Origin of the sequence: Flavobacterium sp. HTF, from assembly GCF_003105115.1 — a bacterium.
Taxonomy (GTDB): domain Bacteria; phylum Bacteroidota; class Bacteroidia; order Flavobacteriales; family Flavobacteriaceae; genus Flavobacterium.
Genome location: NZ_QETH01000026.1, coordinates 42247 through 55338, shown reverse-complemented (window position 1 = coordinate 55338; position 13092 = coordinate 42247). Strand labels below are relative to the sequence as shown.

Annotated in this window: 11 protein-coding genes; 1 reads left to right on the top strand and 10 read right to left on the bottom strand. The window is 34.2% G+C overall.

What is annotated here, in order from left to right; translation table 11 throughout:
- Positions 1-58 precede the first annotated feature (58 nt).
- Positions 59-466, top strand: coding sequence for a helix-turn-helix domain-containing protein (locus DCO46_RS10230; protein ID WP_116752456.1), 408 nt, complete (start codon positions 59-61; stop codon positions 464-466).
- A 95-nt stretch (positions 467-561) separates the two neighbouring features.
- Here the strand turns inward: DCO46_RS10230 and DCO46_RS10225 are convergent, their stop codons facing one another.
- From DCO46_RS10225 to DCO46_RS10180, 10 genes are all read right to left on the bottom strand, one after another.
- Positions 562-927, bottom strand: a complete 366-nt coding sequence (locus tag DCO46_RS10225) for a hypothetical protein (protein ID WP_116752455.1) — start codon at positions 925-927, stop codon at positions 562-564.
- Between the two features lie 115 nt (positions 928-1042).
- Complete coding sequence (locus DCO46_RS10220; RefSeq protein WP_116752454.1) at positions 1043-1879, bottom strand: carboxypeptidase-like regulatory domain-containing protein; 837 nt, start codon at positions 1877-1879, stop codon at positions 1043-1045.
- A gap of 43 nt (positions 1880-1922) precedes the next feature.
- Positions 1923-2630 (bottom strand): DUF6090 family protein, encoded by a 708-nt coding sequence (locus DCO46_RS10215; protein WP_116752453.1) that lies wholly within the window; start codon positions 2628-2630, stop codon positions 1923-1925.
- Positions 2631-2913: 283 nt separating this feature from the next.
- Positions 2914-4047: an acyltransferase family protein gene (locus DCO46_RS10210; RefSeq protein ID WP_116752452.1), complete on the bottom strand. Its 1134-nt coding sequence runs from the start codon at positions 4045-4047 to the stop codon at positions 2914-2916.
- Positions 4048-4313: 266 nt separating this feature from the next.
- Positions 4314-5486 carry an MFS transporter gene (locus tag DCO46_RS10205; protein ID WP_116752451.1) on the bottom strand — a complete coding sequence of 391 codons (1173 nt, stop codon included), beginning with the start codon at positions 5484-5486 and terminating at the stop codon, positions 4314-4316.
- A 32-nt stretch (positions 5487-5518) separates the two neighbouring features.
- Entirely contained in the window at positions 5519-7870 is a 2352-nt protein-coding gene (locus DCO46_RS10200) for a GH92 family glycosyl hydrolase (protein WP_116752450.1), read from the bottom strand.
- Positions 7871-7891: 21 nt separating this feature from the next.
- A complete protein-coding gene (locus tag DCO46_RS10195; RefSeq protein ID WP_116752449.1) occupies positions 7892-9061 on the bottom strand; it encodes a glycoside hydrolase family 76 protein in 1170 nt (389 codons plus the stop codon).
- On the bottom strand, positions 9058-10251 hold the full coding sequence (locus tag DCO46_RS10190; RefSeq protein WP_116752448.1) for a glycoside hydrolase family 76 protein: 1194 nt from the start codon (positions 10249-10251) through the stop codon (positions 9058-9060). Before DCO46_RS10190 ends, DCO46_RS10195 begins: the two co-directional genes overlap by 4 nt.
- A 54-nt stretch (positions 10252-10305) precedes the next feature.
- On the bottom strand, positions 10306-11490 hold the full coding sequence (locus DCO46_RS10185) for a SusE domain-containing protein (protein WP_116752447.1): 1185 nt from the start codon (positions 11488-11490) through the stop codon (positions 10306-10308).
- 10 nt (positions 11491-11500) lie between these two features.
- A complete protein-coding gene (locus DCO46_RS10180) occupies positions 11501-13090 on the bottom strand; it encodes a RagB/SusD family nutrient uptake outer membrane protein (RefSeq protein ID WP_207784962.1) in 1590 nt (529 codons plus the stop codon).
- Positions 13091-13092: the final 2 nt, after the last annotated feature.

Below are 13092 nucleotides of genomic sequence, written 5' to 3'. Positions count from 1 at the left end.
TCAGTTTTTTTAATCCGAATGGGTTTATCTTTGAACTTCGGAAAACTAAATCTCATTTATGGAACAGAAAATACATCAGGGAAGAAACGTAAAGCGTTTCAGAGAAATGCTTGGCATCAAACAGGAAGCACTGGCTTATGATTTGGGAGAAGAATGGAATCAGAAAAAAATTTCCATGCTGGAACAGAAAGATGTGATTGAAAACAATCTGCTTAAACAAATCTCTGCAGTCCTGAAAATTCCCGTTGAAGCTTTTCAGAACTTTGATGAGGAACAGGCCGTAAATATTATTTCAAATACTTTTAACGACCAATCTAATGGTTACAATTATTATCCAACTTTCAATGTAAATCCAGTAGAAAAATGGATCGAAGCTTTAGAGGAAATTAAACGTTTAAATGTAGAACTTTTGAAAGCCAAAGATGAACAGATTAACGTCTTAGAGAAATTATTAAAAGATAAATAAACTTTATAAAAAGATATTAATTGATACACTAAAACAATATTAAAAACAGAAGAGATGACCAGCAGGCATCTCTTTTACTATTCAAAATTATAAATTTACATCCAAAACCATTCAAAAGGGAAAAGACCAGATGGAATTACTTTTAAGTGCTCTATATATTTACCCGCCTGATTTTTTTTAAAAATGTATAAGTATTTTGAACATTCCTTTTTATACAATAAATCTCCAACTTCTACTCCTTCATTTTCAGAAATTATATAATTCCAAAGAACTACTTTTTCTTTATTGTTGTAAAACTCCAAAGTCTTTGTTGGTGTTATTGTAATTTTTGTTATTACAAAATCATATTTTATTTTATACTCGTTTCTCGATCTAATAAATGTGTTTATAAAAATAAATAAAACTATACTACTAATAATACCTATAAAATATCTTTTTCCCATATCCATATGACTTATCATTTTTTAAATTGAGAGTGAAAAACTGGAAATAAATAACTAACTCCAACCATACCTCCGGCACCTATTGATGTACCATCTAGCGGGTAGGGACTAAATTAAGCCTATCTGTCGTTTTTTATTTTTCTATCAATACATCAACATTTATTGATGGCTCTCCAACTGAAAATTTTTTCCATTCACCAAAATAATTTCTGTAATAAGTATCTTTTGAAAATGCAAAAATATTACCACCAAAGTTAAGTCTTCCTTTAAAGTCTTCTGCTATACGTACTAAAACAAAAAAATCTTTATCTGTCCAAATGTTTTTATCGGATAAGTCTAAGGATATTTCCTTGTCTTTTAAATCATTTTCGGTTACTGTCAATTTTAAAGGTTCATTGACCAAAGACTGTGCGTCATCTGGAAAACCGTTTTTTTCTCCTTGTATGTCAAAAATAAATGTTGCCGTTTTTTCAAACTTGTAATCGACAATATTAATATTTATGTTCTTTATCCTGAGTTTCTTTTTGTTTTTAATTCTTATGGCACATTCTTTAAAAATGTCATTTGGATCATTTGAATTATATTCTGAATATGCTCTTTTTGAATTTGAAGTTCCGAAATTTTTAAGAACATATTTTTTGGGATTGATTATTACTGCTTCAAGATTTACAGCTTTTCTTTTTAAATAAATCGTATAATTTTGAGATTTGATAAAGTCCGAAATCTTAGCCCTGTAAAGGTCATATTCATTGCCTATGACTTTTACATTTTTGGTTTCGTCAATATTAGTTAAGTCAATGGTATAATTTCCATTACTATCTGTGACATCCCCAATTTCTTCGTTTTCAATTCCGATTCTTGCCTCAGAAACTGGGTTACTATTTTCATCCAGAATTTTCCCTGAAATTTTTTGAGCGTGAAAACTAATTGTAATTAAAATAAATAGTAGCGTAAATTTAATTTTTTTCATTTAAACGTTTAAAAACTTAGGTTATCTGCCTTTCTTAAATTTGTTATTTATTCAATTCTTTTTCAATTTCTTTAATAAGTTCAATTGCTTGTGGTCTTGTATTTATGTCATAAACCCTTATGTTATTCTTACCTAGTTTGACAAGGAATTCGATTGTCTTTTTAAATTTTGGGTCTGCATATAATTCTTCTTCTGATTTATCTGCATTTTCTATCATTTTGTCAAAACTCTTAAACAGAAAATCATTGTACATTCTATCAACTTCGTTAATTGCCGGTACAGATATCTGGTAATAGTTTAAGATTTTCTGTTTTAATTTTTCGTCTTCAATGTAGCCAATTTTACCACTTGACTTAAAACCTTCATAATTACCAATATTCATTATTTGTCCATGTGAATAAATTGGGAAATTAACCTTATTTTTAGATTTATAAATACTGTCAAGTTGAGAAGTCGTTAGCGCTAAAATTTTTTCATAGCCTTTGTTTGAGTCTTCGTATGCTCCCTTTTCAATGTCCATATTTTTTAAATCATTCTTTAAATCATTTCTTAAATTAGCAAGAAACACAGATACTTCTTCTTGTTGGTGTTTGTGTTCGCTCCAACTGTGTAACCCTATTGAAAGTGTTACTGCAAAAACAATTATGAATATTTCTATTAACACTTCTTTTATTTTTTCACCAAAAGTGTGTTTCTCGTTTTTCATAGTCTTGTAAATTTTTTGAGTATGTTTTTGTACTTCTTCCTGCATAATTTTTTTGTTAAAAATCTTATCGTGTTAATTTGTCTTGGGTTTGTTTTACAAAATGATTTATACGTGTGACGAAACTACACAAGCCACCCAAATCAGGGTAGATATGTGTGATAAGTATTACACATCATTTATTTTCAAATATATAATATTTCCATTATAAATCACCATAAGACTTTTATTTTACCGGATGTTTTGACACATAAAATGAATGTGGACAGTAAACAAATTATCCTGCTATTTTAAAATTGAGATGCGCGTCCTATAATACTGTAATCTTCAATTATTTGATTAGAGATGTTTTAATGGTTTTGTTCCTTATTTTCATAAATGGTTTTTCTATTGTCAGGTGAAGAATATATGCGCCTAAAACACACGTCATGACACAAATCAGAAGCATTACATTATTTTCTATTTCAAAATCTTTTAATAGCTGATGGGTTGTATGAATTATTCCTTTATGGGTCAAATAAATTGAAAAAGAGAGATTAGCTCTAAAGGTTGTTATTTTTGAATTCATTTTATATAAAAAGCTTACAGGGCTAATTGCACCTGCGACCATAAAACCAAAGCCAAGTGCAATTAACGGAAATCCAAAAACAGATACATTAAAAGTCAGTAAGTCTTCACATAAAAAATATGCCCCTGTCAAAATACATAAACTGAATAAAATAAATTGATTACCATATTTTGAAAGTCTGATCCATAAATTTGGTAAAAACTGATAAATTCCTGCGATAGAAACACCAACCAAAAGTCCGTCTAAGCGATTGTAAGTTGGATAGTAAATATATTTATACCAGTACATCCAGCTATTTTCCTGATCAATTTTTGGCAGATACAGGTAATTAAAACTATAAAACCGAATCGCAAAACCGAATAAAAAAAAGGTTATTAATAACCAAAATGATTTGGAGAACAGTTTTGAAGTCTGCAGCAATATTAAAATAATTGGTAAAAAAAGATAAAAATGTTCTTCTACGCATAGCGACCAGCAATGTGAAAAGGTTCCGTAGTCCTTTAAATTAAGATTTAAATTTTGGGTAAAAGTAAGAAATCGCCAAAGTGCTGGTAGTGATTCTTTTTCCCTGAAATACGGAACGCAAAAATAAATTCCAACTGTTGCTAAAAATGCAGGAACAATTCTAAAAAATCGTTTGATGAAAAAAACTTTAAATGAAATTAACTCCCCTTTTTTGATTTGTAGAAATAGCTGAGAAGAAATTAAAAATCCACTTAACACAAAAAACAAATCAACTCCTGTCCAACCAAATGAAGCTACACCAGGAAGCCATTCGGGTTCTCCGTCACTTACAATATAATAATGAAAAAAGAAAACTAAAATAATAGCAAAAGCCCGTAAATGATCAAGTCCATATAATTTTTCATGAACTTTAGCCTCCAATTTATCTGTCATTATATATTTCTAATTCTATGTTTATTTTTTTGCTGAATTGTGAACAAACATAAGACTTAACTTTTCAATTTACACGAAAAAGAAAAATGAAATTTAAAGTTTTTTCATGGCTGATATCTTTACAATTAATTCGAATTTTCTTTTAATTATTTCTATACGTTTTTTTTGTTTTTATAAAGCAGGAGAATCTCTTGAATAAACTGCCCCCAAATCGTTAGACAACTATTTAGGGGCAGTTTTATTTGGGGAACTTTATGTAGAAATTTTCAAAAATCTGACTGTCGTACTACACTATTATTTAGCTTAAAAGAGCAATAAACAAGAAATATAGCGCACAAAATAATAATTCCCACAGCACCTTGCTGTGAGCCAATGTAATCTGTGGCAAATCCCATTAAAGGCGGTATTACAGCTCCTCCTGCAACTCCGGTAACCATTAATCCGGATATTTCGTTAGTTAACGATGGTTGTGATTTTATAGCCAGTGTATAAATTACAGCAAAGATGCTCGACGATCCAAAAGCTATTATGCAAACCAATGCCAGAATAAGAGATTGGTTTTGGGCAAAAACTAAGGCAACTAATGCAAAAAGAACAACGGTCATATTGATTTTGAAAAAGGCTTTTTCAGAAAATTTGCTCAATAAAAATACCCCGAAAACGGTACCAATTGTACGTGCCGCAAAATACCAGCTTGAACCGTATGTAGCAGCTTCTTTGGCTAAATTAGCACGTTCGATTAATAGCTTAGGAGTTATCGTGTTCATCCCGACATCGAGTCCAACAATACATAAAATACCAAGGAAAGACAGCAAAATATTTCTATCTTTTAGCAGGCCGATTGTTTTAGAAAAACTGGCCGTTTTCTTTTCATTGACCCCCTCTTCTATTCTTGTAAAAAAGAGCCAGATCAATGAAATCAGGGTAATTAAGGTATAAACGTAAAAACTCTTCTCCCAGGAACCGTATTGTAAAGAAAAATACCCAACTAATAAGGGTCCTGCAAAAGATGATATGGCTTTAATGAATTGCCCGCCAGTAATGTAGCTGGTTAATTTTTCACCATGTACGATATTGGTAAGTAATGGATTAAGAGATACTTGTAGAATCGTATTACCAACTCCCAGTAAAATAAATGTAACATAGCAAGTAGTTTCATTAAACGAAACAATTGGTATAAAAGTAGCTGCTAATGTAATGAGTAATCCAAGGGAAACCAGGTTTTTTCTACCGTATTTGTCCATTGCTATTGCTGCCGGAATTGATACTATAAAAAACCATAAAAAAACCATCGAAGGTAAAAATCCGGCACGCGTCTCGCTCCAATTGAACTGGGATTGTGCGTAGGTTACTGAAATACCTACCAGATCACAAAATCCCATGATGAAAAATCCCAATAGAATGGGTAGCAGTTTTAAATTAGTTTGCTCTTTTTGCATGACTTATTGTATATTTTTTGTTTGAAAGAAAATTAGTTAGACCATTTTTGGCCAGGCTTTTCATCTACAACCATTTTTATTATTCCTCCTTTTTTAATATCGTCCAGACTTATTTTTAATTTATTCAAATCTGTATCGTTAAATCTTACTTCTTGCAGGTAAATATTCTTTTTAGAATTATTAGTTACCTGAATGGTAAAGTCTTTTCTGTTTAATGATTTTGGTAATTTGATACTGACTTTATCAAACAACGGACTGCTTATCTGATAAGACGGATTTATCTCCGTAAGGCCTTTTACATCAAATAAACCAATAGAAGACATTACATACCAGGATCCTAATTGTCCCTGATCTTCATCTTGTCCGTAACCATATCCGTGAATTCCTTCGGTTCCGTAAAATTCATCGCAGATAGCATGTACCCATTTTTGGGTTAGATAAGGTTTTCCGGAAAAATTAAACAACCAGGAAATATGCAAATTGGGCTGATTTCCATGATTATAAAATCCTGATAATCCGGCAAAAGCGTCAATCTTGGTACCACCGCCAAATACATTTTTTTGAGAGGCTTCGAAAATATTTTCTAATCGGTCATTAAAAGTGTCTTTACCAAGCGTTTCGACTAATTCTTCTATATCATGAGGGACATAAAAAGTATATTGCCACGCATTGCCTTCCTGAAAACCTCTCCAGGGTTGCGACGGATCAAAATTATCTACAAATTTTCCGTTGGCATATTTAGGACGTATAAATTTGGTTTCTTTATCGTACAATAATTTCCAGCCTTTAGATAATTTTATTAATTGGTCATAGTCTTGAGTTTTTCCTAATGATTTGGCGAATTGTGCCACTGCAAAAGCACTATAGGAATATTCTAATGTATGTGAAGCTGAAAATCCGGAGCCTTCAGTAATGGTATTAAAACCGATATCTTCAATTTGCGGTGAGTAGCCATGTTCTATAAATTGCTTTACATCCATTTTTCCTGCACCTTCAATTCTGTCTTTCCAGGCGATTTCATTTTTTAATGCCGCTTCGTATCCCAGTGCTACATCAAAATTCTGAATGCCTGAATTATACGCAGAAGCGATTGCTAATCCCGTAAAATTGGTACCAACGCCCGAAACATATTTACTATTTGCAAGTCCGTCACCAAGCCATCCAGCATCTTTATAAACAAGCAACTGACCCTGTACCCAATCAGCATAATAATCCGGGTAAGCCAAAGCCCATAATTGGGTTAGATTCCAGAATCCTCCCCAAATTGCATCGGTATTGTAACAATTGTGTTTAGGAGTTCCGTTACTATTTAATGGAATTTGTCCAATTTGTCCATTGTTCATCGGATATGCTCCGTTGACATCATTGTATAATCCTCTTCCTAAAAGAGCATGATATAAACCGGTGTAGAATTTAATTTTATCTGTTTCATTTTTCCCTTCAACCGTTATTCTTCCCAAATATTCATTCCATGTTGATAGTGCTTCTTTTTTTGCCTTATCAAAATTGGTGTTTTTGGCTTCGGAATCTAAGTTTAATCGGGCATTAGCAATTGAAGTATAAGATAGTCCGACTTTTACTGTAATGGCTTCATTTTCTTTGGTATCAAAGGTTAAATATAAACCGGCTCCAATTCCGGAAATCTCTTTTTTGGATGCTTGTGTTTCCTGCTTGTTGAATACCCCGAAATTCTTCGGTTTTTTATCCACAACGGCAGAAAAATACATGGCAACTTCGGCACCAGCCTGATATTTTTTTACATATTCGGGATTGGTAATTACATATCCTTCAATACGGCCGTCTTCGGTCATCATTACTTTTGACTCTTTTACCGCACCGCTTTCCCCCTGCCTGTTTCCTATATCAAATATAATATGAGATTCTGTGGATTTTGGAAAAGTATAACGCTGAAAACCGACCCTTTTTGTTGCGGTAAGCTCTGCTTTTATGTTGTAATCTTTTAGTAAAACCGAATAATATCCGGAAGTTGCGTATTCATCTTTTCGGTCAAATCGGGAACGGTATCCTTCATCCGGGTTTTCAAGAGTTCCCGGAATGGTTTGCAATTTACCTACAGAAGGTGCCAGAACTATACCTCCAACCTGAAATTCATGCAGGCAGGCAAAGCCTTCAATCGAGGTATCACGGTCATCATATCCTGTTGCTTCCCAACCTTGCTCATTGCCATAATGAGCGTTGGTCGAAGGTCCTAATTTTGCCAGCCCGAAAGGCATAGCAGCCGGGGTGTAAAAAAACCATCGGCTATGCGCTGTTCCTATGTTTGGATTTACGTAATGGGATAGTTTTTTTTGTCCTTTTTGGCCGTAAGCTGTATTGAATATGCAGCTTATGCTTATAATTACTATGCTTAAAATCTTTTTCATGATAGGATAAATTTAAGTGATTTATTTTTTTATTAATGCAATCCGACCGTAAAGTTCGATTACAGCTGCCTGATTAAGCAGCCATTTTGGTGTTTTTGATTCGTCTTTTCCGGCATTCCAGTTGCTATAAAAAAGTCCTTTATCATCCCGGGCATTTGTCCAGGCAAAATCAATATTCTGAATAATGGTATTTACATATTTTGGGTTTTGATCTACTTCATATAAATCCTGGTAACCACGAAACAAAACGATTGTAAACCACGGATCGTCCAGAATGGATATGCGTCCATCAGCCTGTTTTTTTCCAAAATACAAATAAGATCCTTCGGCCAGCGTTTGTGCTTCTTTGAGATAAATTTTGTTCCCTGTAATTTTATATAAACTCACGGCCGCCTGCAGCATGGTTCCGGTGTTGTAAGTCCAGGCGGTTTTTAAAACAGAACGATCGGCGGTTTTCATATCATTCCAGTAGATATTTTCTTCTGCCCTTAAATGCGAATGCATCCAGTCATAAAATTTTAAGCCCCAGTCTAAATAATATTTGTCTTTTGTCTGTTCGTAAATTTTCAAGGCCAAGACTGTTGCTTTTCCGTTAGAACAGGCTGGTTTCTGATTATAAACACCTTCAAGCCAGGTAACTCCTCCTTCGAGATCGTTATTCCATCCGCTTATTATGAATTCAAAAACTTCTTTCGCATCTTTTAGATAATGAGCTTCTTTTGTATTTGCGTAAGCCTCGATATAATCAATACCCACTAATCCGTTGTCATCATAATAACGATCTGATTTTTCAAGCCTGGTTGGGTATGCCTGGTATCCAACAGGTTTTCGGATAGTGTCGCGGTATTGCTTTTGAGCTTCAATCAAATTTTTAAGAGAGGCACTATATTTCTTTTTATCAATCTTATAAAGGATGTTTACAGCAGATGTCATTCCGCTAAAAGGCCATAGAAATGAAACTTCTTTTGCTGTTTTCTCCCCATCATTAAAATAATTTATATTAGGCTGATTGGTATTGGGATAATATTCAGAAAACAAATTATACTTGGGCAAATAATATAATCCATAAACCAAATCGTAGAACAATTCAGCCTTGTTTTTATATGTTTTATAAGATTCCGGCTTTTTGTTCTGGCTATTAGCTTGTACAGCAAATAAAAAACAGATTATAAGAGCGGTTACTTTGTTCATAGCTGTTTTTCTCCTTTTAATAATGCGATTCGGCCATAGATTTCTACTAACGCTGCTTGTTGTAACAGCCATTTGTCTCTTCCCGGTTTGATTCCTGCCCAGTCTTCATAAAATAATCCATGATTGTTTCTGGCTTTTTCCCAGGCATAATCGGCATTACTGATAAAAGTGTTTACATAATTTTGCGCATTTGTATCGTGTCTAAGAAGATCCAGATATCCTCTGAAAAGACATACATTAAACCAGGAATCATGTTCCGGAAAAAAAAGCTTGCCATCTACTGTTCTTGTAAAAACGCGATACGTAGAGGAAGCAATTGCTTTTGCTTCATTAAGATAGGCCTGGTCTTTTGAGATTTCGTACAATAAAATGTTATTGGTAATCATTGCACCAGAGTTGTATGTCCATTTGGTTTTGTTTACATAGTTGTCCCTTACCCTGATATCATTCCAGAAAAGATTATCAACAGGGTCCTTAGTGTTTTCATTAAGCCACTTGTACAATCTTTTTGCGAATAGCAGATAATCTTCGTTTTTGGTGTGCTGATAAAGTTTAAGAAGATAAGTGGTTGTAAAAGCAGTTGCACAAACTGCCTTGTTGCAAAGATCGCTTTCGGGTTTATTTCTGTATTGCTCAACCCAATAGAGACCGCCGCCAGTTTTGTTGTCTTCACCCGTCATGGTAAAATCTACTTGTTTTATAGCCCTGTCTAATGAAGCCTGATTTTTGGTAATTTCATAATCTTCAATTAGTTCAAGTGCAATAATGGCATTATCATCGTAAAAACGATCATCTAAACTATATTGAACAGGAAATGCCGCATAAGCACTTGGCAAACGCTGGGAATCATAATATTTGTCTAAAGCAGTATACGAATCGTTTAATACTGCATCTTTATAACCTATTGCTTTTAATTGGTTTACACCCGCCAAAAGACCATCAAGTGACCAAAGGTAAGAGCTTTGGCGGTCACCAACTTCCTTCGGAAAGTTTTCCAGATAAAGACCCGAACTATTGATTTTATAATTTTGCTGAATCAAATCAAATGTTTGTTTCGCCTTTTCTTTATAAGTAATGGTCACAACCGGATCGGTTGGATCTGAATGCGTTAACTCATTATCCTGATTTTCCTGACAGGAAAACACAAGCATTGAAAGTAACAATAAACTTAATTTTTGGATATTTTTCATATTATAAGTTTTTAAACAGGCTGTTTGAACTGGTCAAACAGCCTGTTGTTTTTTTTAATCAATTATAATTACCGAATGTTTGTAATCTCCTATAGGCGACATATCAAGAACAACATTTGCATGTTTGTTTTCAGAATCCTTAGGAAGTTTGTACATTCCTACCCAGTCCTGGTTTTGACCTGCACTAGGGATGTCTGCAAGATTATATACATTATAATATTGAGCTGGCTGAGTTCCGTCAGGAGGGTTTCCAAATGCCGGCATTCCTGGAATATTTGAACCGTTCATCTGGTCATTATGATAACTTCCCCAAATTTCTCTCCCTTCATTGGTAGTCACCCAAAAACGATAGCGCTCTTCCGGATACCCCCAGTCGTGGTAAAATGGCAGTGCAATATTTTTAAGTTCAAATTTGTGATTGCCTACGTAAGTAAAATCTCCTAAATTGTATTGCCATGTTCTAATCATCTGAATAGACTGGATTTCAGTCGTTTTAATTGTCAGTAAATTAAAATCGACCACAATTCTGTAGACTTTTCCGGTTCCGTTAATCGGAGTGCCTGATTCCGTTTCGGATTCGATTAATTTATTATCATTGCTTAATTTGTAGTAAATTTTAGAAGCAGAAAGAGAATTACAAAGGTTTATCTCGCTATTGCCAAGAGAAGCAAAAATTTCGAAAACGCCGTCATCGGTTTTCTTAAATTTCATTGCAGCGTTAATACTTTGTGCTTCAAATCCTTGTCCATAAATAAATAATTCACTTGGGATTTCTGCTATTCCGGCAGGGCGTCTTAATTTAATAATGCGTGTTTCCTGCGTTTCTTTTTTCTCTCCTCCCTGAGAGGCTACTACTTTCCATTTTACAGCCCCTTCAGAATCTATACCTATGCCGGCACTTTTGGCCAGGACGATAAGTTGTTTGGGTGTCAATGATAACCAGTTATCCCCACCGCCTGCATTGGAAACTGTTTTGTAGATCGGGTTGGTGAAATTTCCATTTTCTTTGTCAAACAGAACTTCATATAAAACCACGCCTCCATAGTAAGACTTTGATTTTGCCCACTCAAATACTGTCGGGGTTCCATTTTCTAAATCTATCACTACAAGTTGGTTTGCCGCCGGGTTTATTAATGATTCCGGCGCATCAAAACCTGTCTCTAATTCGTATTTCTCGGTACAGCTTCCTAAAATAAGGATTGCTATAAGACTAAATAGTCTTGTATATATCTTTTTCATAGACTAGATTTTACCAATTAGGATTTTGGGATAAGTTTTTATTTAAATCTCTTTCTGATTGCGGAATTGGCCAGAGGTAATTTTTATTCGCCATGAATATTCTTTTCTCGACACGTACATAACCATTGTCAATCAGTGGCGCTTCATTTGTTTTCATGCCATGAACCCAGTCATTAAGGACTATCTCGGCTGTTTTCCAACGACGCAAATCCATTAATCTTAACCCTTCCATTGCAAGCTCAGAACGGCGTTCGCGGTGTATGATTTCTTCCATTTCAGTATTAGAAACCGTAGGGCAATTCAAAGCATTTGCATCTGTAAATCCTGCTCTTGTACGCAGTCTCTTAATCGTTAAATCCCATTCTGCCTGACTGAATTCATTTAGTTCCGCTTTTGCTTCGGCATACATTAATAGTACATCTGCATAACGAATGAGGATTAGGTTTGAGCCGGAATACAACATATTACGAGCTGTTTTGTCGTAAAATTTAGATACATAATATCCGGTTGGAGTACAATTTGATGAATTGTTTATAGCATCATCCCCGGTTCCTAAAGCTGTATTTATAGTCGTAAAGCTTCCGTTTGGATTTTCTAATTGAGAACCATGTCTTATGATGGTAGCATCTAAACGCGGATCTCTGTTATTATATGGATTTAGTTCATTATAACTGGCATCTGCAATCGTTTTGCCATTTAATAACAAATAATTATCAACTAGTTCCTGCGTTGGCGAAATAGCTGCAAAGCCACCAAATGAAGGAGGGATTAGATAATATTGTGTATTTTGCTCTCTGTTTATAGCCATAAACTGAACATCCAGAAGTACCTCAATATTATTTTTATTCTGTGGCTTGAACAAATCGGCATAAGATCCTGAAAATAAATCCAGATTACCTGCTTCATGTTTGTTTATAAGTGCGTCACAAATGCTGGCCACTTCCTGCCAACGATTTTCACAAAGCAAAACCCTGGCTTTTAGTGCCAATACTGCTCCTTTTGTAAAACGTCCTTTATCTGTAGAAGCATAAGAATTAGGCAGGATTTTGGCAAAATCCAACTCATCTAAAATAAATTGTAATACTTCATTTTTAGGAGTTCGGGAAATTCTTTTAGATTCTTCGATGCTTATTTCTTTGGTAACCAGAGGTACATCGCCAAAATTATTCATTAAAATAAAATAATGGAAAGCACGAATTGCCCTTGCCTCGGCAATGTATCTGTTTTTTATATCATTGCTTAAGCCCGGTACTTTATCGATATTGTCTAATAGGATATTGCAGTGTTTAATTCCTACATATCTGGAATTCCAGACATCACGAACTAATGCCGCCGAAGCATCATAACTGCCATTTGCAACATCTCTCACCAGTGATCCATTGTTGCTTTTAGTATAGGAATTATCAGAAAGTGATTCATTAAAAATAAACTGATCAGCATTGTATAAATCCGGATAACAGGCGTTTAAGGCATTAAGGGCGTCTTCGGGTTTATCCCAGAATGATAAATCCGATTCTTTATCTAATAATGGTGTGTCGAGATTTTCGCATCCCCAAAAGACACACATTATCAATAGTACTATTATATGTTTTGTTTTCATAT